The organism is Aegicerativicinus sediminis (genome assembly GCF_015476115.1).
In the GTDB taxonomy this organism is placed as follows: domain Bacteria; phylum Bacteroidota; class Bacteroidia; order Flavobacteriales; family Flavobacteriaceae; genus Aegicerativicinus; species Aegicerativicinus sediminis.
Map to the genome: position 1 here is coordinate 2,446,753 of NZ_CP064295.1, position 21,752 is coordinate 2,468,504.

Here is a 21,752-nt window from a genome sequence, read left to right on the forward strand (position 1 = left end):
TTTAGTGAAAGGGTAGTTTTAACAAAAGATTACCACAACTCTGTTTGACTGATATGAACATTGATAGTATTTTCAAACAAATAAACCATCCATGAAATTAAAGTTAACCATCTTTTTTGTCTTAATTGCCATTTTTTGTCAGGGGCAAGATTTAAAACGTGCCGAAATAAGAGGTCGAGTTGTTGTTGATAGTAATGATGTGGAAGGAGTCACCATTTTTAATGCTTCTACCAACCGTGGTACCATTACTAACGAACGGGGCGAGTTCACTATCTTCGCCGGGTTAAATGATCGCATCGAAATATCTGCACTTCAGTTCAAGGATATTACATTGGTAATTGATACTTCTATTATGAAAACCAAGATAATGACAGTATATCTTGTAGAACAAGTAAATAGATTGGATGAAGTTGTCGTAATACCTTATGGTTTAACTGGTAATTTGCGATCTGATATAGATAGTGTAAGAACAAGTAATCCAAACTTAAATGCACTGGCTTTCGGAATAGAAAATAGCTCTAACTATGATTTCCGAGATGATTATCAATCTAGTGTTGACAATACTGCCATGCCAGACTATGGAAGAAGGCTGGTTAACGGCTTGAATGTTAAGAATATAATGGGGCTAATCCTTAAGCCTATTCTTCAAAAAGACAAAAGTGGACCTGATATTGCAGGAATTGATGATGAAGTCCGCCAAATTGAAGACATTTATAATATAGAATTTATACATAGCAACTTTAATATTCCGCGAGACCAAGTAGATGCCTTTGTAATTTATGCCAGGGATAATGGCTTTAATTCGGAATTATTGGAGGAAGGTCAAGAATTAGAATTACTTCAATTTTTATATTCCAAAAGGGATGAATTCTTAAAAATTGAGAGCGCCAAAAATTAAATTTCCTCTTTTTACGCTAATTTTTTTATTGTTCCAATGTGTATGGACCCAAAATCTAGTAGAAATTAATGGACAGATTTTGGCTGACGACGATTTGGAAGGAATCCATATCATTAATAAATCAGCAGAGAAATTTACTATTACGGATGGTCAGGGTCGCTTTTTAATTTCTGCCAGACAGAACGACACCATTTTAATATCAGCCTTAGCCTACAAACCCATAGAAATTATTGTAGATGCATTAACTTATAATAGTAAATCCCTAAAAGTTTATTTGGAAGAGAAGATAAATGTTCTAGATGAAGTAATAGTCGGTAAAATATTAACTGGAAATTTATGGTCAGATATTGAGAATTCGGACGCGAAAAGGAGCTTAGATTTTTATGATCTTGGTATTCCGGGAAATACAAGATTACCCTTGACCCAAGCCGAGCGAAAATATAAGGATGCTAGTGAGGGAAATATTTTCCAAGGTTTATCCATAAATGTTCACAAATTATTGAATGTTATAAGTGGGAGAACTAAGCGTCTTAAAAAGTATCTTCAATTAGAGCAATCCAATAATTGTTTAGAAATGGTTGTTTCGGAATATGCGAAAGCATTATTAGGAGACTTAAATTGGGAAAATGAACGGATGGCCGACTATTTCTTTTATGTTTCCGATGATCCAAAATTCCTTCAATTCTGCCATGATTATCAAAGCATATCCATGTATCAATTTTTAGAATCTAAATTGGAATCGTATAAAGATAATTTGAATGAAAAGTAGCTTAATAATTTGTTAAACTTCCCTTGGTAGCACTCCCTTTAGGTCAATTTTTATAATTTCGGCGCCATTCTCCAAGAAGGCTAATTTATTTTTAGATGAAAGTAAAATTATTGAGTTTTGCAGTATTGGTTTTTATACTTGCTGTCTCCACCACAAAATCAACTTTTTTACACAAGTATTACACAAGTATTACGGAAATAGAATACAATCCTAGTGAAGCTTCATTACAGATTATAACTAGGATATTTTTAGATGATCTTGAGAAAGCTCTTTATGAATCAACAGGTAATATAGTGGTATTCTCTTCTGAGGATGAAAGTAAACCGAATTTGATTTTACTTAGAGACTATCTCATTAAAAATCTTTCTATTGACATAAATGGAAAATCTGTACCTGTGAAATTCTTAGGTAAGCGACATGAAAATGGACAGTTATTTGCTTATTTGGAAGTGCAGAATATTATTAATATACAAGAAATCGAAGTAAAGAATTCTGTATTAATGGACGCCTTTGAAAAGCAGCAAAACATTATACATACTAAATTGAATGGATTGAGAGAAAGTACCACTTTAACGATTGGCAATGATCATTTCAATTTAAAAGTATCTCCTAATAACCAAGACTAATTAAAATTTCAAATTTCCCCATGAAACAATTTGCAAGCGTAATAGCCCTGTTGTCAGTTTTTGTGATGTTCGGTCAAACTAGTAGACAAGAAGGTCATAAAAATGAAAATAAATTTAAGCAGCTTTATGATGAATTCGCCACTCCTAATATGTTTAGGACTGGTTCTGGAGCACCCGGACCTGGTTATTACCAACAAAAAGCTGATTATAACATGGATATTACCTTAGATGATGATAAGGCAATTATTCGTGGTTTTGAGACCATTACTTACACCAACAATTCGCCAGATCCTTTAAAATATTTATGGGTTCAACTAGACCAAAATGTGAGGTCTAAAGATTCTAAATCTCCATTAATTGAAACTTCTAAGTTCAAGACGTATCAACGTATTTCAAGTTTTTCTAACTCCTATATAGAGGCTCCTTTTGAAGGAGGCTTTAATTTGGATGAAGTAAAAGATGCGGATGGAAATGATTTGCCTGTGGGCATAAATAGAACAATGATGCGGGTTGAAATGCCAAAAGTTCTTCAATCTGGTGAATCGTTTAAATTTTCAATAAAATGGTGGTACAATGTAAATAACCACGTAATTGACAGGGCAAGAAGTGGATACGAATTATTTGAAGATGGTAATCGTGGATATGTAATAGCTCAATTCTATCCTAGAATGGCAGTTTATAACGATGTTGAAGGTTGGCAAAACTCTCAATTTTGGGGAAGAGACGAGTTTGCCCTCCCGTTTGGTGATTTCGATGTTAATATTACAGTTCCTGCAGACCACATAATGGAAGCCACCGGGGTATTGCAGAATAGGTCTGAGGTTTATACCGTTAAAATGATGGATCGCTATGAAGCGGCAAAAAAGTCTTATAAAAATCCGGTTGTAATTGTTACCCAAAAGGAAGTAGAGGAAAACAAAAAGGGTAAGGTAAAAGGTACTAAGACATGGAAATTTAAAGCGGAAAATGTTAGAGATTTTGGTTTTGCAACATCAAGAAAATACATTTTGGATATGATGGCCGTTAAGGTTGGTGAAAAGGATGTTATGGCCGTTAGTCTTTATCCTAAAGAAGGGAATCCACTTTGGGAGCAATGGTCTACAAAAGCGGTTGCAAGTACCTTAACTTCCTATAGCAGGATGACATTTGATTATCCTTATCCTAAGGCGGTTTCTGTGAATGCTAAAAATCAGGGTATGGAGTATCCAATGATTTGTTGGAATTATGGACGTCCTGATAAAACTGGGAAATATAGTGATAGAACAAAATTCGGAATGGTAAGCGTAATTATCCATGAGGTGGGACATAATTTCTTTCCGATGATTGTTAATAGTGATGAGCGTCAATGGACTTGGATGGATGAAGGGCTTAATACCTTTTTACAATATGTTGCCGAACAAGATTTCGCTGAGACTTATCCAGAAATATTATCAAAAGGGCAAACAAAATACCCTTCTCGTAGAGGTCCAGCAAAAAATATTATATCCTATATGGCTGGGAATCAAGATTCCATAGCGCCAATTATGACAAAAGGATTAAATACCTATCAGTTTGGTAGTAATGCCTATGGCAAGCCGGCAACGGCACTCAACATTTTGAGGACTACCGTAATGGGCAAGGAATTGTTTGATTATGCGTTTAGGGAGTATACCCATAGATGGATGTTTAAGCATCCAACTCCCGAGGATTTCTTTAGAACCATGGAAGATGCTTCGGCTTTTGATTTAGACTGGTTTTGGAGAGGATGGTTTTATACAACAGATAACGTGGATATTGGTATAGATAATGTTGAAGAATACGTATTGACAAATATTCCGTCTGCTGATGCTGTTAATCTTCAGAAAAGATATAAAAGTATGGACCTTACCGATTATGTTTATTTGAGAGAAGTTGAATCAGGTTTATCAGGATCCAATGCCCAATTTGGTGACTCTAAATCTCTTGAAAAATTTGTCAAAGAAAAACTTGCTGAAAGTGAAAATAAGGATTTTAGAAGTCCAAAACACTTTTATAATATAACCTTCAATAAACCTGGAGGTCTGGTAATGCCAATAATTGTTGAATATACGTATGCTGACGGTTCTGCTTATAGGGAAACTTATCCAGCACAAATTTGGAGACATAATGATTATGTGGTAACCAAAGCTGTTGCTTCAGAAAAGCCTATTGTCTCAATTGTTGTTGATCCGGATGACGAGACTGCGGATGTAGATACTTCAAATAACAGTTGGCCAAGGAAAATAGAAACCAGCGAGTTTGAATCATTTAAAAATACCCTTAAAGAATAATTAAGACAATCTGATATTGACATTAACAAACATCTCTGTATTTTTGTTTTGTGGAAATAATGTCAACATTTTTATTCATAGGTACGCCTGAATTAATTTTCATCCTTTTTATTGTGGTGATGGTTTTTGGCGCAGATAAGTTACCAGAGATTGCTAGGGGCATGGGAAAAGGCATGAGAGTGTTAAGGGATGCTACGAATGAAATTAAGCACGAAATAACTAAAAGTGCCGATACTAATGGCATTGATACAAGCTTTACCAAAGAAATTTCTGAAGAAATCAATAAGGTAAAAGAAGATCTGGATGAATTCGGGGGCAGTGTGAAAAGAAATTTTTAAGATTTCTTTCGGCTTATTGTTAATCCATCCCGTATAGGGAGAATTACGGTTTCAACCCTCGAATCGTTTTTTAGAATCATGTTATATTTCACAAGGGCCTTGGTATCAATGTCATCCTCCTCTATTTTTTCCAACACCTTACCACTCCAAAGAACATTATCAGAAATTAAAATTCCACCTGCCGAAATTCTATCAATTACCAAATCGAAATAGTTGGGATAATTGCTTTTATCGGCATCTATAAATACCAAATCAAATTGGCCATTTAATTTAGGTATGATGTCAAGAGCATCTCCCAAATGTTGTTTTATATTATTTCTGAATTCAGACATTTCAAAATACTTTTTCTGAAAGTCGTAAAGTTCCTCATTTATGTCAATTGTATGAAGTATACCATTTGCCTGTAATCCTTCTGCTAGACAAAGGGCCGAATATCCGGTATAGGTTCCTATTTCTAATATGTTCGCAGGGCGTACCAATTTTGAAATAAGGCTTAAAACCCTTCCTTGATAATGACCGCTTAACATTCTTGGTTGTAAAATTTTTTGCCAAGTTTCCCTGCTCAATTGTTGAAGCAAAGGCGGTTCATTTTCAGAATGGAACTCTATATAGTCATTAATTTTGTCGTCTAAAAAGTCCATTGGTTAAACCTTAGTAACCCTTTTGATAAATTCATCTTTGGCATTTTGGTTATCACCGAACAGCCATTGTATTACATTGTCTTGCCAAATCGCTACCTTTTCTTCTTCAGAAATTATATTTCTCTCTAAGGCCAAATCCAAAATTTTCCCTGGATAAGAAGATTGCTTTTCGCTTTCCATTTCACCTAAAGGGTAGGGGTCATCTAGACCCATTATAACTTGTTTAGAAGATTGGTTAGCAATAAGAAGTTTTAGAGAACCAGTATCATGTACCAAAGTGTCGAAGAAAATATTTTTATGTCCTACTGCTTTTCTTGGGTGATTTTTACCTTCAAAAAGATCGGGTCGTCCATCAAATCCTTGTATACGCCTTCCAAGATTAATTTGTGCTAGCTGACAGCCATGGGCAAAACAAACTCGCATATTTTGAAACTTTTCCTGGTATCCATTTAAAGTGTAAAAGTGGTACGCATCCGCACATTGAGCTAACATCCAAATTAAATGGAAGCGCCAAGCTGTATTTTGAAGTTTTATAAATTTTTCCCCATCATATGGATGAACCTCAACTGCCAAATTATATTTACTTGCCAATTCAAAAATAGGTTCATTCTCTTCATCAAAAATACAGCGCCATGTTCCGATAGAATCCATGAAATGTGTTGGCAAGCATAACAGCTGCATTCCTAATTCCTCAACGCATCGTTCAATTTCCCAACAAGCACCTCTCACAAAACCAGGATGAACAACAAAACCACAAGTGAATTTGCTCGGAAAATCGTTCTGTACTTTGGCATTAAAATCATTTTGAAATCGCAATGCCTGTTTCATTTCTTCAACCCTAAGGCCATTGCCATAAAGTTGAGATAAATTTAATACAACAGCATGGTCGATATTAAAACGTTCCATCCATTGTAATTTCTCGTGAAGGAAAAAACTGGAGTCTGTAACAGGGCGGCTCCAATCTTTCTGGAGCATGAATTTCCTGTCTTTATCTACCCAAAAAATGCCCTTGTCTTTCATAAACTGAGGTATCTCCTCAGGATAAGGAAGTAAATGGGAATGACCATTAATGCGGAGATTTTTCACGGCATTTTTCACGGATTTATTAGACTCTTTTATTTCAATTGTATTCAAAAAATAAGATTTAGATTAGTCAGCAAGCTGAACCTTTTTGGGTGGTTGCATAATTTCCCCACAATTAGGACATTTTCGACTGCTTAAGTCACCATAATATTTGTCAAAAATTTTAGGTAGGTCAACTTCTATATTTTCCAACTGAAAATTCTCTTCGTATAGTTTGGTTGAGCAATTTTCACAAAACCACATCAATGCATCTTTTGTTCCCTCTGGTCGCTTGTATTCAATAACCAAGCCTACTGTATTTGCTCCTCTTTGGGGTGAATGAGGAACCTTTGGTGGCAATAGAAAAATTTCACCCTCCTCAATATGAATATCTTTTGGTTCACCTTCGTCAATCACCTTTAAAACAATATCTCCTTCAACTTGATAGAAAAATTCAGGAGTTTCATTATAGTGATAATCTTTTCGACTGTTAGGTCCACCAACCACCATTACTATGAAATCTCCATCTTCCCATACTACCTTATTGCCTACAGGTGGCTTTAATAAATGTCTGTTTTCTTCAATCCAGTTTTTAAAATTAACTGGGGAAACAAGTTTACTCATAATTGTTTCAATTTAAAATTTGATGTCCTATAACTTCAGTTAGTTACTAAGGTACAAACATGCTAAACCTTAAAAAAGCGCATTAGCATTTTATTATAAGCTTTTGGTTCGTCCACCATCCACAGGTAGATTAATTCCATTAATGTACCCAGCCTTTCTACTTGCCAAAAATGCTATTGCGGCGGCAGTTTCCTCAGGTTTTCCAAAGCGTTTAGCAGGTACATATTGTTTCATTTCTTCTTCCATAGATTCAATTGTCTTCGATTCTTTTTTTGCTTTTATACCAACAATTTCATCCAATCTTGAAGTAGCAGTAAAACCTGGTAGGACATTGTTTACGGTAATTCCAAATCGAGCTAGTTCAAAAGACATAGTTTTGCTCCAATTTCCTACTGCATTTCTAATTGTATTACTTACCCCCAATCCAGGTATGGGTTCTTTAACTGAAGTTGAAATAACATTGATAATTCTTCCAAATCCTTCTGATTTCATAAACGGAAGACATGCCTGAGCTAGAAGATGTGAACATATTAGATGCATATTGAAAGCCCTATAAAATTGTTCGGCAGTAGCCTCTATAATTTGGCCAGATGGCGGACCGCCGGTATTGTTTATTAAAATATGAAAGCCGTGATTATTAGTGATAAATTCATTTACTTTCAGCTCTACCTCTTCAGGCTTGGAAAAATCGGCAACAATATAATTGTGGTTGCCTTCAGGGAGTTTCTTTAAGGTTTCCTTGAGTGAATTTTCATTTCTAGCTAACAATGTTACATTAACACCTTCATTAGCCAAGGTTATTGCAGTTTGTTTACCTATGCCTTGTGTGCTTCCGCATACTAAAGCATACGTATTTTTTAGTTCAAAGTTCATTCGTAAAAATATATTCTAATTGTAAAATGTATTGCATTAGTCATAACTGATGCAAATATTTTTTTGTTCTGTAAAAAATTTTAATGCCTCCATACCACCTTCGCGACCTACTCCAGATTGTTTGACACCACCAAAAGGGGTTCGCAAATCGCGCATCATCCAAGTGTTAATCCATACAATACCAGCCTCGATGGATTTTGACATTCGAAGAGCCCTATTCATATTTTGGGTCCAAATGCTTGCAGATAGGCCATAAGGAACATCGTTCGCCATTTGCAAAACTTCTTCTTCGGTTTCAAATGGCATAATTGTAACGATAGGTCCAAAAATTTCTTCTTGATTAAGCCTGCAGTTGTTCGATTCTATTTCTATGACAGTTGGGGCAATGTAATATCCGTTTTCAAAACCCGAAACAACGGATTCGTAACCTCCACATAAAATCTTACCTCCTTCATTTTCTGCACTTTTAAGGTAGGACATTATTTTTTCTTTGTGGGATTTTGAAACTACTGCTCCGACTTTAGTTAAATTATCGGAAGGATGCCCCACCTTAAGTTCTTTAACCTTAGAAACAAATTCTTCTTTAAATCGAGGATAGATATTCGATTCAACAAAAATACGGCTTCCACACAGGCAAATTTGACCCTGATTAGAAAATGAAGATCTAATTGTAGTGTCCAGCATCTTTTCAAAATCGCAATCAGCAAAAATGATATTCGGATTTTTTCCTCCAAGTTCTAAGGATAATTTTTTAAACATAGGTGCAGCGACTTGAGCAATCTTTGCTCCAGTGGCAGTACCTCCAGTGAAGGAAATGGCTTTAATTTTTGGATGTTCAATAATTGCTTGACCACAAGTCTCACCTAAACCATGAACAATATTTAAAACCCCCTTTGGTAGCCCCGCATCATTGCAAATTTCACCCAATAAAAAAGCTGTCATTGGTGTTACTTCACTTGGTTTGGCAATAACGCAATTACCGGCCGCTAGTGCTGGCGCAATTTTCCAGCTAAACAAATAGAGGGGAAGGTTCCACGGAGAAATACATCCTACGACACCAATGGGCTGACGTAGCGTAAAATTTATCGCATTTTGCCCGACACTTTCATGACTTTCACTAGAAAACTGAGTAATGGCATTACCAAAAAACCTAAAGTTGCTTGCGGCCCGAGGGATATCAATAGATTTGGCCAAACTTAATGGTTTGCCATTGTCCTTACTCTCTGCCTCAGCAAATCGATCTAAATTGGTTTCTAATAACTCAGAAATCTTTATAAGAATTCTGCTGCGCGTATCCAATGTAGTTTGAGACCATTCGCTAAATGCAGAATTTGCTGATTCATATGCTAAATCAACATCCTCAATGAAAGAATTTGGAATCTTTCCATAGATAGATCCATCGCTAGGACAATAATTATCTAACCATTGGTCACCTATGGGATTAAGAAATTCTCCATTTATATAATTTTTTATAGTCATTTCTTCTTGAATGGAATGAAAATACTATTTTCTTTTCTTGTAAGCCGTTACTTTAATCTCGACAACTAAATCTGGATGAGGTAATTGATGTACTGCAACTGTGGTCCTGGCAGGTCCCGTTTCTTTGTCGAAAAATTCCGCATATGTCTTATTATATCCAGCAAAATCGTTCATATTCACCAAGAAGGACGTCACATCAACGATATCTTTTAAAGTTGCCCCAACGCTTGCGAGATTCTTCTCGATATTTTTTATTACCGCACGTGTTTGCTTTTCTATATTTAAGCGTTTGGTACCCATCTCATCAATAACGTCTACACCTTCAATTGAGTTATCTGCCTTTCGAGAACTAGTGCCCGAAACAAAGATGAAATCTCCCACAACTTTAACATGTGGATAAGCGCCTCTAGGAGTAACAATGGATTCCTTCATAATTATCTTTTTTATTTGTGTAAAGATTTTGCAATGGCATCATCTTCGAGTACCTCATTCGTCGCCTTTTCAATAATGTCAATTAAAATATCAGGTGATTGGTAACTCGTAATCTTTCCATCTGAAATCAAGTTTAATATTGCCTTGTCTTGGGCTCTGCCCTTAATCATAGCTTCCCTATATCCAATATCTTCGTTGAAAGTTACCATGCTATATTTGGATGAATAACGTTCAGGAAAGGTTTTTTCCAGAATCATTTCAATGTCTCGCTTTATTCTAAAAATATCGTTAGAAACATGGTCTTTCATTTCATTGAAATTGTCTAGGGCCAATTCAGCAATGGCGTCAGTGTCCCTTTTGCGTTCTTGTTCAAAAGTTTCAAAAACCTCTTCCCAACTTGAAAGAGAGCGATCCAAAATACTATCGAAAACTGTTACGTCTTCAAAGGAAGCATTCATTCCTTGCCCATAAAAAGGAACTATAGCATGTGCAGCGTCTCCCATCAAAAGTGTATTTCCTTTATAATTCCACGGTGAGCATTTAACTGTACCAAGAGGAGAGGATGGATTTTTGAAAAAATCATCTGTAAGGTTAGGCATTAGTTGCAAAGCATCAGGAAATTCCTTCTTGAAAAATTCAATTATCTTTTCAGAGGAATCTAAATCTTTAAAATTATAGGTTCCATTTTTAAAATCTAAAAATAGAGTTACTGTAAAACTACCATCCAAATTAGGTAAGGCAATTAGCATAAAATCTTTCCTTGGCCAGATATGGAGCGCATTTTTATAGGTTTTGAAATCTCCATTGCTTGTAGGTAGTATCGAAAGTTCCTTATATCCATGGCTTAAAAATTCTTGAGACATACTGAATAAGAATTTATTACTTAGAAAATAATCTTTTCTTAGGACAGAACCGGCTCCGTCGGTCGCAATAATAATATCCGCATCTTCAATAAATTCTGAATTGGTTTCCAAATCTTTAAAGAAGGCTGTAGTTCCTTCAAAATCTACAGACTCACATTGCCTATTAAAGTAAATACTAACATTGGTATGTTTCTCTGCTTCTGACATCAATAAGGCCGTCAATTCGCTCCTAGAAATTGAATTGATATATTCGTTTTCTCTTCCGCTATAAGGTGAAAAGATAGTTTTTCCTTCCTTGTCATGAAGCATTCTGCCATTCATTGGTATGCATAGAGGAAGAACTTTATCTAGAATTCCAACCATATTCATTGCTTTGGCACCACGATTTGAAAAGGCCAAATTTATTGAGCGACCGGCAGAAATATTGGTTTTGCGCAGATCAGGTCTCTTTTCATAGACTGAAACTCTATACCCCCTCTGTCCAAGTCTAAGAGCTAATAAAGAACCACACAAGCCCGCTCCAATAATTAATACGTTTTGTTGACCTTTCATATTTCTGCTAGAATTTTTTCTAAACGTTCAACTGTAAGAAAAACATCAAAATAAGAATTGTAAAGTGGCACGGGGGCGCACCTTATTACATCTGGTTCACGCCAATCGCAAATTACATTGGCTTCTTCAAGTTTGCGATGTAACGATTTATTTGCGTTTCTCACTCTTATGGATAATTGACAACCTCGATCTTCAGTATTTTTTGGTGTTATAATAGAGATATTTTCACTCTTCAAGTTATTGATTAAATATTCAAAGTAGGCTGAAAGTTTTTTGGATTTTTCCAATAGTCTAGGGAATCTGGCTTCTTCAAAAACAGATAGTGATGCTTTTATGGCTGCCATAGAGAGTATTGGAGGATTGCTCAATTGCCAACCTTCAGCACCGGGAAGTACATCAAACTCATCCCTCATCTTAAATCTAGTTTCCTTATTATGTGACCACCAACCTGCAAAGCGGTTTAAATTTTTATTGTAGGCATGGCGTTCATGCACAAAAATTCCTGCCAAACTTCCAGGTCCTGAATTCAAATATTTATAACTGCACCAGGCAGCAAAATCAGCCCCAGAATCATGCAGTCGCAGATCGACATTTCCTGCTCCGTGGGCACAGTCGAAACCAACCATGCATCCTTTGGAATGGGCCAATTTTGTAATTTGTTTCAAATCAAAATATTGACCTGTATAATAGTTTACAGATCCTATTAGCAATAGTGAAATTTCTTCTCCTTGAGTTTCTAATATTTGTTCTAAATCTTCAATTTTTAGAAGGGGTTTGTCATCAGTAGATTTCCAAATAATTAGACTTTCCTCAGGGTTATAGCCATGAAATTTGATTTGTGATTCGACAGCATATTTGTCTGAAGGAAAAGCATCTGCCTCAATAAGAATTTTATATCTTCTTGGTGTTGGGCTATAAAATGAAGCCATTAACAAATGCAAGTTTGTTGTAAGCGTATTCATTACTACCACCTCAATAGGTTTGGCACCAACAATATTTGCCATTGGTTGAGTGAGTAATTCATGGTAATTTAACCATGGGTTTTTACCTTTTGTATGGCCATCAACACCATACTTAGCCCAATCTTCCAATTCTTCTTCAATATATTTTTTGGCTCTTTTAGGTTGTAGTCCTAAAGAATTTCCGCATAAATAAAGAGACTCTTCACCTTTCTCATTTTTTGGTATATAAAACTCATTTCTGAAAGGCCTAATTTGGTCTAAGGCGTCTAATTGTTTTGCGAATTCAGGGGTAGCGTTGAAATTGTTTTGCATTGATAAGTTTGCTATCTTAACAAAAATAAGAATTCCCCATGGGGTTTAAAATGAAAGTATCAATAAGGTTAATCTTGAAAATTATTTAAGAGTTTATGGCTGAAATTAAAGAATATTCAAACGGTGAGATAACTGTAGTTTGGAAACCTGAAATTTGCATTCATTCAGGGATTTGTGCAAGAGGATTGCCTGCCGTATTTCAACCCAAGGAACGTCCTTGGATTAAGACAGATAGTGCAACATCTGATGAAATTGTCAGTCAAGTTAAAAAATGTCCGTCAGGTGCTTTAAGTATAAAGCAATAAAAAAGTGCTTCTTGAAGAAGCACCGTATTTATATTGACGCATTATGCGGGATATTATATTTTATATACGACTACATATCCTTTCATGGATGTTTAAATTTTAATTATTTAGAAAATTTAACATTGAGGTCTGTAAAATATAATTTCCAATCGTCACCTGGCACAATACGATCTTTTACCAAAACTAACCCGTCAAAAGATTCTTCATTTTCCCAAGTAGTATTCAAAGAAGGCTCCGATTGATTGCCTCTCCTAAAAGACCATTCCTTTATTAGGTATTTGTCATCAAAATAAAAATCATAGGCGTCACCAGGGGTATATCCTCCATTTCCAGTATAGGTTATAGTTATTTTATTTAATAAATTTCCAGATAATGGCGCTTTTGTTTTTTCAGGTGTGGAGATGGAGGTGCCTTCATCCCAAACTAATTTAAAGGGAGCAAGTAACCAATACGTATCATTAATAAATGCCTTATCAGCGTTAATAGTTAAACTATCCATATCCTTATCGCGGTTAAAGCTTATTGTGTCTTGGGCAGACATGAAGGTTACGTCACCCGTTTTTGGAAACCAAGAATATTGCCTGCTGCGATGACTACCCTTGTTATCTACATTAAAGGTGAATTGCAATTCTTCTACTTCATTAAATTTGGCAATTCCATAACGATCAGCAATCTTTTCTGCAACGGTTTTTTCAATATGAGATTTATTTTCCTCGTTATTAGATTTGTTTTGGTTGCAGCTTGCCAGAACAAGAGCTAGGGAGAATAGACCGATATAAAATTTCATTGGCTAGTTATTAATTTTTGAATTTATAATTAGTGGGTTCCATTTTTAAGTAGTTGTGGAAATCTCTTTTTAAACCTATTAAGTCTTGGTATTGATACATTTTGAATATAGGGATTTTCAGGATGCAACTTCTCATAGTTCTGATGATAGTTCTCGGCCTTCCAAAATTTTTGAAACGGATAAACTTCAGCAGCTACCTGGGTTCCAATTTTCTCCTCAAGTTCTTTTATCTTTTCTTGAATGATCTTTTTTTGTTCATCATTTTGATAAAAAATGATAGAGCGATATTGTGAACCTATATCTGGGCCTTGACCATTTCTTTGTGTTGGATCCTGTGAGCCAAAATAAACATCCACCAAGGTAGAAAATGAAACCACTTCAGGGTTGTAGATAACCTCAACCGCTTCCGCATGACCAGTTCTGCCTGTATTGCTTTCTTCGTAGGTTGGGTTTTTGGTATGGCCACCAGCATAACCACTTATTGCTTCTTTAACCCCTTTAACACTTTCGTAGATTGCTTCTACACACCAAAAACAACCACTAGCAAAATAAGCCTTTGCATTGCCTTTTTCAATCGGGACGCTTATCGGTTCAGCGTTGATGACAGCTTGTTGGTCTTTTGATACTTGTGCATTTTGTTTGCACGAGACCATTATTATTGTAAATAAAGCGAGTATATAATTTTTCATAGCAATTAATATTTTAATCTATACTGAATTAAATAATCTTAATAAAGTTAGTTAACAGATATTAAAATAGGAGCAAAAAAAAGTCCCTTAACGGGACTTTAATATTTTAAATGGACTAAACTATAGTTTAGAAAACATTTTATCCATTTTCTCTTTTTCTTCTTCAGCTAATTGAGAGTCAACTAGAATCCTTCCAGAATGTTCATCGGTTATTACTTTTTTTCTTGAAGCAATTTCTACCTGAACTTGGGGTGGAATAGTAAAGAAAGATCCTCCAGAAGCACCTCTTTCGATAGGTACAACTGCTAAACCATTCTTAACATTATTTCTAATTCTGTGGTAAGCCTGGACCAAACGGTCATCGATTTGATTTTGATATTCTTCAGACTTTTGCAAAAGTGCATTTTCTTCCTTTTCAGTTTCAGCAAGAATTGCATCTAGTTCACCCTTTTTATGTTTAAGGTGAGTTTGTCTGTCCTTAAGTTTATCTTTTGTTTCAGTAATTACCTCCTTCTTCATTTCAATCTGAGCCTTGTATTCTTTAATGTGCTTTTCAGCCAATTGAATTTCTAGCTCCTGATACTCAACTTCTTTAGAAAGAGAGTTATATTCTCTGTTATTACGAACATTTTTTTGTTGTTCGCTATATTTTTTAATTAAGGCCTTTGCCTCTTCAATAAGATTTTTTTTAGCGTTGATGTCTGCTTCAATCATTTCCACATTCACCGCCAATTTTTCCAATCTTTTGTGAAGTCCCTCTACCTCGTCCTCAAGATCTCTTACCTCTAAAGGCAATTCACCTCTGATGTTTCTTATTTCATCTACTCTTGAGTCGATTAACTGTAGATCGTATAATGCTCTCAGACGATCTTCAACAGAACTTTCAACCTTTTTAGCCATATTTAAAAATACTTTACCGGATTAGTATTTGTTGTTGATAAAATTACCTTACCTCCCGATAAGGCAGGTGCAAAATTAGTGATTTTTTTTGATAGATAATCGAACAAAAATGATTTTATAAACTGCTCGGTTTCAAAATGTCCAGCATCAATTAACAGAATTTCATTTTCAGCACTAAAAAAGTCATGATATTTTAAATCTGCTGTTACAAAAGCTTCAACACCAGAGCTTTTTGCGTTTGGTATAGCGAAAGATCCAGAACCTCCAAGAACGGCAACTTTAGATATTTTTTTATTCAAATTTGCAGAATGTCGCAAAAATTTTAATCCAAGTTTATTTTTAACATGGTTCAAAAACTCCTCTGAAGTCATTTCGTTACTTAATCTTCCAACCATTCCCAGTCCGATTTTTTGATTGGTATTTTCCAAGGTTGTGATTTCATAGGCAACTTCCTCGTATGGATGAGAATTAAATAGCGATTTCAAAACTTTCGACTCTAAGTGCTGGTGAAAAGTAACTGACAACATTTTTTCTTTTTCATGTTGAATTTCCCCCTTTGTTCCGTAAGTGGGATTCGATATGTCATTACCTCTGAAACTTCCAATTCCATCTGAAACGAAACTGCAATGGTCATAATTACCAATAGCTCCAGCGCCAGCATTGAATAATTCTGTCTTTACTTTTTCTATACTGTCTATTGGAACGTAAGTAACCAATTTTTTGATGGTGCCGGTTTTTGGAATTAAAATTTCTGGATCTTCTAGTTCTAAAGCCTTTCTAAATAAATCATTTACCCCGGAAAAATTGTTGTCTAAAGCAGTATGGATTGCTACTATTGAAATATCATTTTTGATGGCATGAATGACGCTTTGCTCCACATAATTCTTTCCAGTAATTGACTTAAGGCCTTTGAATAGAATTGGGTGAAAGCATACAATTAAGTTGCAATTTTTGTTTACCGCTTCTTCAACGACACCCTTGGTAGCATCGTGTGAAACCAGAATTCCTTTTAATTCTGAATTGGCATTTCCTACCAGTAGGCCAACATTATCAAATTCTTCTGCGTATTTAAATGGAGCTAAACAATTTAATTCGTTAATGACATCGCGAATGGTCATGGGAAGGAATGTTTATGATTGGTAATATTTCAGACTTAAATACAAATATAAATTATTTACTTTCGCTGAGATGAAACTCTTGAGGTGGCTTTTAATACCGATTGTTCCCATTTACGATTTGATTACACGAATCAGAAATTTCGCCTATGATCATAACTGGTTTAAGAGCACTTCCTTTCCTTTGCCCGTAATAGCAGTCGGTAATTTATCGGTTGGAGGAACTGGAAAGACTCCTATGGTTGAATATTTAATTCGATTGTTAAGAGATGATTTTAAAGTTGCAACGCTTAGTAGGGGTTATGGTCGGAAAACATCAGGGTTTGTTTTAGCCAATAATCAGTCAGATGCCATAACAATTGGGGATGAGCCTTTTCAGTTTTATTCCAAGTATAAGGATGTAACGGTTGCTGTCGATGAACAAAGGGTGAGAGGAATTTCTCAATTATTGAAACTTTCTAACCCGCCTGAGGTGATAATTCTAGACGATGCATTTCAACATAGAAAAGTTAAGGCTGGCTTATATATCCTTTTAACGGACTTCAATAATATGTATTTAGACGATTTACTGTTGCCCACAGGAAATTTGCGGGAGGCCAAAAAGGGTGCTAATAGGTCTGATTTAATTGTGGTAACGAAATGTCCGCATGAATTATCTGATATTGATAAAAAACATATTGTTGATAGAATTAATCCATTGCCCTCTCAAAAGGTATTTTTTAGCAAGATTGTTTACGCCGATAAAATTATCGGAACGAATGAGGAGCTGTCTATTGATCAATTAAAAAGTAAAAAATTTACTTTGGTTACTGGTATAGCTAACCCTGAACCGCTTATTGAATTTTTAGTAAATAAGGGATTGGAATTTGAGCATTTAGCCTTTAAGGATCACCACAATTATACGGCTGAAGAAATTGCTAATTTATCTGGGAAAGATTTAATTCTAACTACTGAAAAAGATTTTGGGAGATTAAAGGGTGTTCCCCAAAACCTTTATTTTTTGCCAATAAGAATTGAATTTGATAAAAAGGAACTTTTTAATGAGTCCATTTTAAATAAAGTAAATCTACTCTATAGGCGTTGCTGAATTTTGATTATTGGCTAACGCTAAATATAATTTCTTTTCAAAATCTTCTTGCTTAAATGGTTTCGAAATGATGTCGTTAAATCCAGCCTCGTCAAACTCGTGCATTTTGTCTTCTAAGGTAACTGCCGTAAGAGCGAAAATGGTTAATTCCTTATCAAAACTGCGAATTATTTTCGTTGCTTCTAATCCACTTATGCCTGGCATGTGGATGTCCATCAACACGACACTGTAAGAATTGTTTCGCACTTTTTCTACTGCTTCTTCGCCATTGTCAACGACATCGCAATGCAGATTCATTTTGTTCAAAATTTTCTTGGTGATCATTTGGTTGATCTTGTTATCCTCCACAACCAAAATTTTAATGTTTGTTAAGTCCAATTGATTAATGTTTTTAGAATAGTCTTCTTTTTTAACAGGTTTAGATTCACTCGAGTAGGTGAGGGGTATTTCGAATGTAAAAGTAGAACCTTTGCCTAGTTCACTTTTTAAATAAATGGTTCCTTTTAATATATCTATAAGACCTTTAACGATAGAAAGTCCAAGGCCGGTTCCTCCATATTTTCGATTAATTTGAATAGACCCTTGGGAGAAACTTTCAAACATATGCTCTTGCTTATCTTTGCTAATTCCTATGCCATTATCTTCAACTTCAAAGCGAATAACATAATCATCTTTATCACTTTTCACTTTTTTAAGTCGAACCCAAATATCGCCGTCTTTTGTAAATTTTATCGCGTTACCAATAAGGTTTATTAATATCTGGGAAATCTTCAAATTATCTCCGACAAAGGTTTGAGGCAACTCCTTGTCAAATTCAAAATGAATTTTTACGTTATTGTCTAATGCAGAGTTATTAAGGGCTGCAATTACATTTTCAACCTTTTTCTTCAAATTGAATAACTCCGGATCGAGCTCAACTTTATTGGCTTCAATCTTATTTATTTGTAGGATATCATTAATAAACGTTAGTAAATAATCCCCAGAGAATTTAAGAGATTTTAGGTGTGGGATTTGATCCGGCTTGGGGTTTTCTTCCAGCAGCATATTGGTCAGTCCTGTAACTGCGTATAATGGCGTCCTCAATTCGTGAGTAACCGTTGATAAAAAGTTGGCCTTGGTTTTAGACGCCAATTCAGCTTTTTCTTTTGCAACAATTAGTTCATCATTTTTTTTATGAAGCATGTTATTTGTCTTCAAACGAATATTATTGTTTTTATATAGAGAAAGAGTAAGTAATGAAAGTATTGTAATTAATGCGATACTTAAGATGGTAGTTATCCTTGTGAGGTTACTTTCAGCTTTCTGCTCATCTATTTGGGTCTTCAGTTTTTGGTAATCAACTTCATTAAAACTATTACCTATGCCTTGTAATTGCATATTAGTGAAATGGTCTTTATTGACTTCGTATAAAGAGTCAGAAAGTTGAATGTGCTTTCTTAAATAATCATTGGAATTTTTGAAATTACCCTTATTGTTATAAATATCACTTAATATGAGATAGGCCTTGTTGACATTGTCAACTTGGTTTCCCTTTATGGAAATTGCCAATCCTTCCTGGGTTTTTTGTAAAGCAGTATCGTAGTTGTTAAGTTCATTTAGAACCATTCCATTTTGTATTAGCGCACTGCTTAAAACATTATTTTCATCGTATTTTCTTGCCATAACAATAGCCTGCTCTAATAAAGATTTAGCTTTGTTGTAGTTCTTTAATTCAATTTGAACTTTAGCTTCATTAAGTAAAACTTCTGGAATAAATTCTTCCAATTCGTTTTCCTCAAATTGGGTTTTAGAGGAGTTGAAATAGTCTAATGCCGTTTGATAGTCTCCAAGTCCTGCATGGACAACCCCTCTGATATGATAGGTGATAGCAAGATTCGAGTAATCGTTAATCTGACGCTGATGTTCTGCCGCTTTGCTAAGATGCATAAGGGCATTTTTGTCATCATTTAGGGTATATTGTAATTTGGCAATTTTCGTGTGTAAAATTCCCTGATATTTCTGATTGCCTGCAGTTTCAGCAACTTCTAATGCTTGTTTTAGGTTATTTTGAGCTTTAAGATATTCTCCTCTTTCAACGTCAAATCCAGACTGGGTTATGAGGCCATCTATCTCAATTTGGGCTTTATCAATATTCTCATTATCAGACTTTTGAGAATAAAGCGATAAGCATCCTAAAAAGCAAAAAGCAACAAAATAAAGTTTAATTTGGGACATTAATGGCTACTTTTATCGAACAAATATAATTATTTCTTCGATAAAAGTGATGATTTCTTCGATAAATTGCAAATTAAATCTAAAATTCTTTGACTGTAACCTGTCTCATTATCATACCATCCTATGATTTTTACCATATTCCCTATGACCGAAGTCATAAGTGAATCGAAAATGCAGGAATGTGAATCCCCGACGATATCAATAGAAACTATTGGGTCTGCCGTATATCTTAAAATACCCTTTAAATCTGTCTCAGCCGCTTTTTGAAAAATACTATTTACCTGTTCAATAGAAACTTCTTTCTTTACATTCAAGGTCATATCGGTTAGGGATCCATTTGGGACTGGTACTCGAATACCGCATCCACCAATGACATTAATTAGATGAGGAAATATTTTTGTAAGAGCTTTTGCCGCTCCTGTAGTGGTTGGAATAATTGATTGGCCAGCAGCCCTTGATCGTCTTAAATCTTTATGAGGTTGATCGTGCAAACTTTGATCAGTTGTATAAGAATGGACAGTAGTAATATATGCCTGCTTTATATTAAAGTGATCATCCATCAGTTTCAACATAGGGGCGGCATTATTGGTAGTGCAGGAAGCATTTGAAATAATTAAATCGGTATTTTCTACAATACTGTCATTAACGCCCAACACCACCATTTTAATTCTATCATCTAATGGAGGTACAGATAATATAACACGTTTAGCACCATTTTCAATATGGTGGGTTAATTCTTCAGTTGTCTTGAACTTTCCTGTGCATTCTATTACAAAGTCTACATCGTATTTGCCCCATTGAATTTCTGAAGGATGTGAATAATGTAAAACCGGAATTTCGACAGAGTCTATAACAATTCCATTTTGGTTGAAACTTACTAGTTTTGGTAAAGTTCCATGTATACTATCATATTTTAAAAGATGGGATAATACTTCATTATTCGCAATATCATTTATCGCGACGATTTGTATATCAGATCTAAGTAGGCAAAGTCTAGTAATCCGTCGCCCAATGCGACCGAAACCATTTATTCCTACACGAATCATTTTTAATGAATATGTTTATGAGCGTGATAAGAAGATCGAACCAAGGCGCTACTTTCAACATGCCTAAATCCTAGATCCAGTCCAATTTCTCTAAACTCTGTAAATTGTTCGGGAGTTACAAAGTTCTGAACCGGTAAATGGCGTTTGCTAGGTTGCAAATATTGACCTATTGTAACTACGTCAACTTTATGTTCTTTTAGATCATGTAGTGTCTGTATCACTTCTTCTCTTGTTTCGCCAAGTCCTAACATGATTCCAGACTTGGTTCTCCTTTGACCATTTTCCTTTAAATATTTTAATACACCTAGACTACGATCGTATTTGGCTTGAATCCTAACTTGGCGCGTTAAACGCCTTACAGTTTCTATATTATGGGAAATTACCTCAGGGGCCACATCAATCATTCGGTCTAAATGTTTTTCTGAACCTTGAAAATCAGGAATCAGAGTTTCCAGGGTTGTATTAGGATTCATTCTTCGAATGGCTTTTACTGTTTCAGACCAAATAATGGTTCCCATATCTTTTAAATCATCCCTATCTACACTTGTAATAACAGCGTGTTTGATATTCATAATTTTAATTGATCTGGCAACTTTTTCTGGTTCATCCCAATCAACTGATTCTGGTCTCCCAGTTTTTACACCACAAAAGCCACAACTCCTTGTGCAAATGTTTCCCAAAATCATGAAGGTGGCTGTACCTTCACCCCAACATTCGCCCATATTTGGACAACTTCCGGAAGTGCATATCGTATTTAGGTTGTATTTATCAACCAACCCCCTAAGTTCAGTATACTTTTTCCCAGTAGGTAGCTTTACTCTAAGCCACTTAGGTTTTGGTTGTCTTTGTTCGGTTGATTTTTGAAGGGTTTCAGTCGACATAAAATTTCA

Annotated in this window: 22 protein-coding genes; 7 read left to right on the forward strand and 15 right to left on the reverse strand. The window is 35.2% G+C overall.

The genetic code is table 11. The features are described 5' to 3' along the window. Window positions 1-91: 91 nt before the first annotated feature. From ISU00_RS10615 to ISU00_RS10635, 5 genes are all read left to right on the forward strand, one after another. Complete coding sequence (locus ISU00_RS10615; protein ID WP_228850636.1) at window positions 92-898, forward strand: carboxypeptidase-like regulatory domain-containing protein; 807 nt, start codon at window positions 92-94, stop codon at window positions 896-898. A 28-nt stretch (window positions 899-926) separates the two neighbouring features. Then, window positions 927-1,667: a carboxypeptidase-like regulatory domain-containing protein gene (locus ISU00_RS10620; RefSeq protein WP_228850637.1), complete on the forward strand. Its 741-nt coding sequence runs from the start codon at window positions 927-929 to the stop codon at window positions 1,665-1,667. Between the two features lie 110 nt (window positions 1,668-1,777). Beyond that, window positions 1,778-2,293, forward strand: coding sequence for a DUF6702 family protein (locus tag ISU00_RS10625; protein ID WP_228850638.1), 516 nt, complete (start codon window positions 1,778-1,780; stop codon window positions 2,291-2,293). A gap of 65 nt (window positions 2,294-2,358) precedes the next feature. Next, window positions 2,359-4,581, forward strand: coding sequence for a M1 family metallopeptidase (locus tag ISU00_RS10630; RefSeq protein ID WP_228853729.1), 2,223 nt, complete (start codon window positions 2,359-2,361; stop codon window positions 4,579-4,581). A 59-nt stretch (window positions 4,582-4,640) separates the two neighbouring features. Beyond that, entirely contained in the window at window positions 4,641-4,919 is a 279-nt protein-coding gene (locus ISU00_RS10635; protein WP_228850639.1) for a Sec-independent protein translocase subunit TatA/TatB, read from the forward strand. Here the strand turns inward: ISU00_RS10635 and ISU00_RS10640 are convergent. From ISU00_RS10640 to kynU, 8 genes are all read right to left on the reverse strand, one after another. Further along, window positions 4,916-5,560, reverse strand: a complete 645-nt coding sequence (locus ISU00_RS10640) for an O-methyltransferase (protein ID WP_228850640.1) — start codon at window positions 5,558-5,560, stop codon at window positions 4,916-4,918. The genes ISU00_RS10635 and ISU00_RS10640 overlap by 4 nt on opposite strands. Before the next feature lie 3 nt (window positions 5,561-5,563). Next, window positions 5,564-6,580 carry an amidohydrolase family protein gene (locus tag ISU00_RS10645; protein ID WP_228853730.1) on the reverse strand — a complete coding sequence of 339 codons (1,017 nt, stop codon included), beginning with the start codon at window positions 6,578-6,580 and terminating at the stop codon, window positions 5,564-5,566. Between the two features lie 129 nt (window positions 6,581-6,709). Further along, window positions 6,710-7,246, reverse strand: coding sequence for a 3-hydroxyanthranilate 3,4-dioxygenase (locus ISU00_RS10650; protein ID WP_228850641.1), 537 nt, complete (start codon window positions 7,244-7,246; stop codon window positions 6,710-6,712). Between the two features lie 93 nt (window positions 7,247-7,339). Next, on the reverse strand, window positions 7,340-8,119 hold the full coding sequence (locus tag ISU00_RS10655; RefSeq protein ID WP_228850642.1) for an SDR family oxidoreductase: 780 nt from the start codon (window positions 8,117-8,119) through the stop codon (window positions 7,340-7,342). A gap of 36 nt (window positions 8,120-8,155) precedes the next feature. Next, window positions 8,156-9,598 carry an aldehyde dehydrogenase gene (locus ISU00_RS10660; RefSeq protein WP_228850643.1) on the reverse strand — a complete coding sequence of 481 codons (1,443 nt, stop codon included), beginning with the start codon at window positions 9,596-9,598 and terminating at the stop codon, window positions 8,156-8,158. Window positions 9,599-9,622: 24 nt separating this feature from the next. Then, window positions 9,623-10,030 carry a RidA family protein gene (locus ISU00_RS10665; protein ID WP_228850644.1) on the reverse strand — a complete coding sequence of 136 codons (408 nt, stop codon included), beginning with the start codon at window positions 10,028-10,030 and terminating at the stop codon, window positions 9,623-9,625. Between the two features lie 11 nt (window positions 10,031-10,041). Continuing rightward, on the reverse strand, window positions 10,042-11,445 hold the full coding sequence (locus tag ISU00_RS10670) for an FAD-dependent oxidoreductase (protein WP_228850645.1): 1,404 nt from the start codon (window positions 11,443-11,445) through the stop codon (window positions 10,042-10,044). After that, complete coding sequence (gene kynU, locus ISU00_RS10675; protein ID WP_228850646.1) at window positions 11,442-12,719, reverse strand: kynureninase; 1,278 nt, start codon at window positions 12,717-12,719, stop codon at window positions 11,442-11,444. Before kynU ends, ISU00_RS10670 begins: the two co-directional genes overlap by 4 nt. Before the next feature lie 95 nt (window positions 12,720-12,814). Here kynU and ISU00_RS10680 point away from each other — a divergent pair, with 95 nt between their 5' ends. Beyond that, a complete protein-coding gene (locus ISU00_RS10680) occupies window positions 12,815-13,024 on the forward strand; it encodes a (4Fe-4S)-binding protein (protein WP_228850647.1) in 210 nt (69 codons plus the stop codon). Window positions 13,025-13,127: 103 nt separating this feature from the next. Here the strand turns inward: ISU00_RS10680 and ISU00_RS10685 are convergent, their stop codons facing one another. From ISU00_RS10685 to ISU00_RS10700, 4 genes are all read right to left on the reverse strand, one after another. Continuing rightward, window positions 13,128-13,811, reverse strand: a complete 684-nt coding sequence (locus tag ISU00_RS10685) for a hypothetical protein (RefSeq protein ID WP_228850648.1) — start codon at window positions 13,809-13,811, stop codon at window positions 13,128-13,130. A 29-nt stretch (window positions 13,812-13,840) separates the two neighbouring features. Then, window positions 13,841-14,500 (reverse strand): peptide-methionine (S)-S-oxide reductase MsrA, encoded by a 660-nt coding sequence (msrA, locus tag ISU00_RS10690; RefSeq protein WP_228850649.1) that lies wholly within the window; start codon window positions 14,498-14,500, stop codon window positions 13,841-13,843. 120 nt (window positions 14,501-14,620) lie between these two features. Beyond that, the gene (locus tag ISU00_RS10695) at window positions 14,621-15,400 is read right to left on the reverse strand and encodes a zinc ribbon domain-containing protein (protein ID WP_228850650.1); all 780 of its coding nucleotides are present in this window, start codon (window positions 15,398-15,400) and stop codon (window positions 14,621-14,623) included. A gap of 2 nt (window positions 15,401-15,402) precedes the next feature. After that, a complete protein-coding gene (locus tag ISU00_RS10700) occupies window positions 15,403-16,518 on the reverse strand; it encodes a Nif3-like dinuclear metal center hexameric protein (RefSeq protein WP_228850651.1) in 1,116 nt (371 codons plus the stop codon). A 70-nt stretch (window positions 16,519-16,588) separates the two neighbouring features. Here ISU00_RS10700 and lpxK point away from each other — a divergent pair, with 70 nt between their 5' ends. Beyond that, window positions 16,589-17,602: a tetraacyldisaccharide 4'-kinase gene (gene lpxK / locus ISU00_RS10705; protein ID WP_228850652.1), complete on the forward strand. Its 1,014-nt coding sequence runs from the start codon at window positions 16,589-16,591 to the stop codon at window positions 17,600-17,602. On the opposite strand, the gene ISU00_RS10710 is transcribed toward lpxK, so the two are convergent. From ISU00_RS10710 to lipA, 3 genes are read right to left on the reverse strand one after another with little or no spacing between them, the layout of a single operon-like run. Beyond that, a complete protein-coding gene (locus ISU00_RS10710) occupies window positions 17,582-19,816 on the reverse strand; it encodes an ATP-binding protein (RefSeq protein ID WP_228850653.1) in 2,235 nt (744 codons plus the stop codon). The two genes, lpxK and ISU00_RS10710, sit on opposite strands and share 21 nt — an antisense overlap. A gap of 29 nt (window positions 19,817-19,845) precedes the next feature. Further along, complete coding sequence (gene gap / locus ISU00_RS10715) at window positions 19,846-20,862, reverse strand: type I glyceraldehyde-3-phosphate dehydrogenase (RefSeq protein ID WP_228850654.1); 1,017 nt, start codon at window positions 20,860-20,862, stop codon at window positions 19,846-19,848. Between the two features lie 2 nt (window positions 20,863-20,864). Next, window positions 20,865-21,743 (reverse strand): lipoyl synthase, encoded by an 879-nt coding sequence (gene lipA, locus ISU00_RS10720; protein ID WP_228850655.1) that lies wholly within the window; start codon window positions 21,741-21,743, stop codon window positions 20,865-20,867. Window positions 21,744-21,752 lie beyond the last annotated feature (9 nt).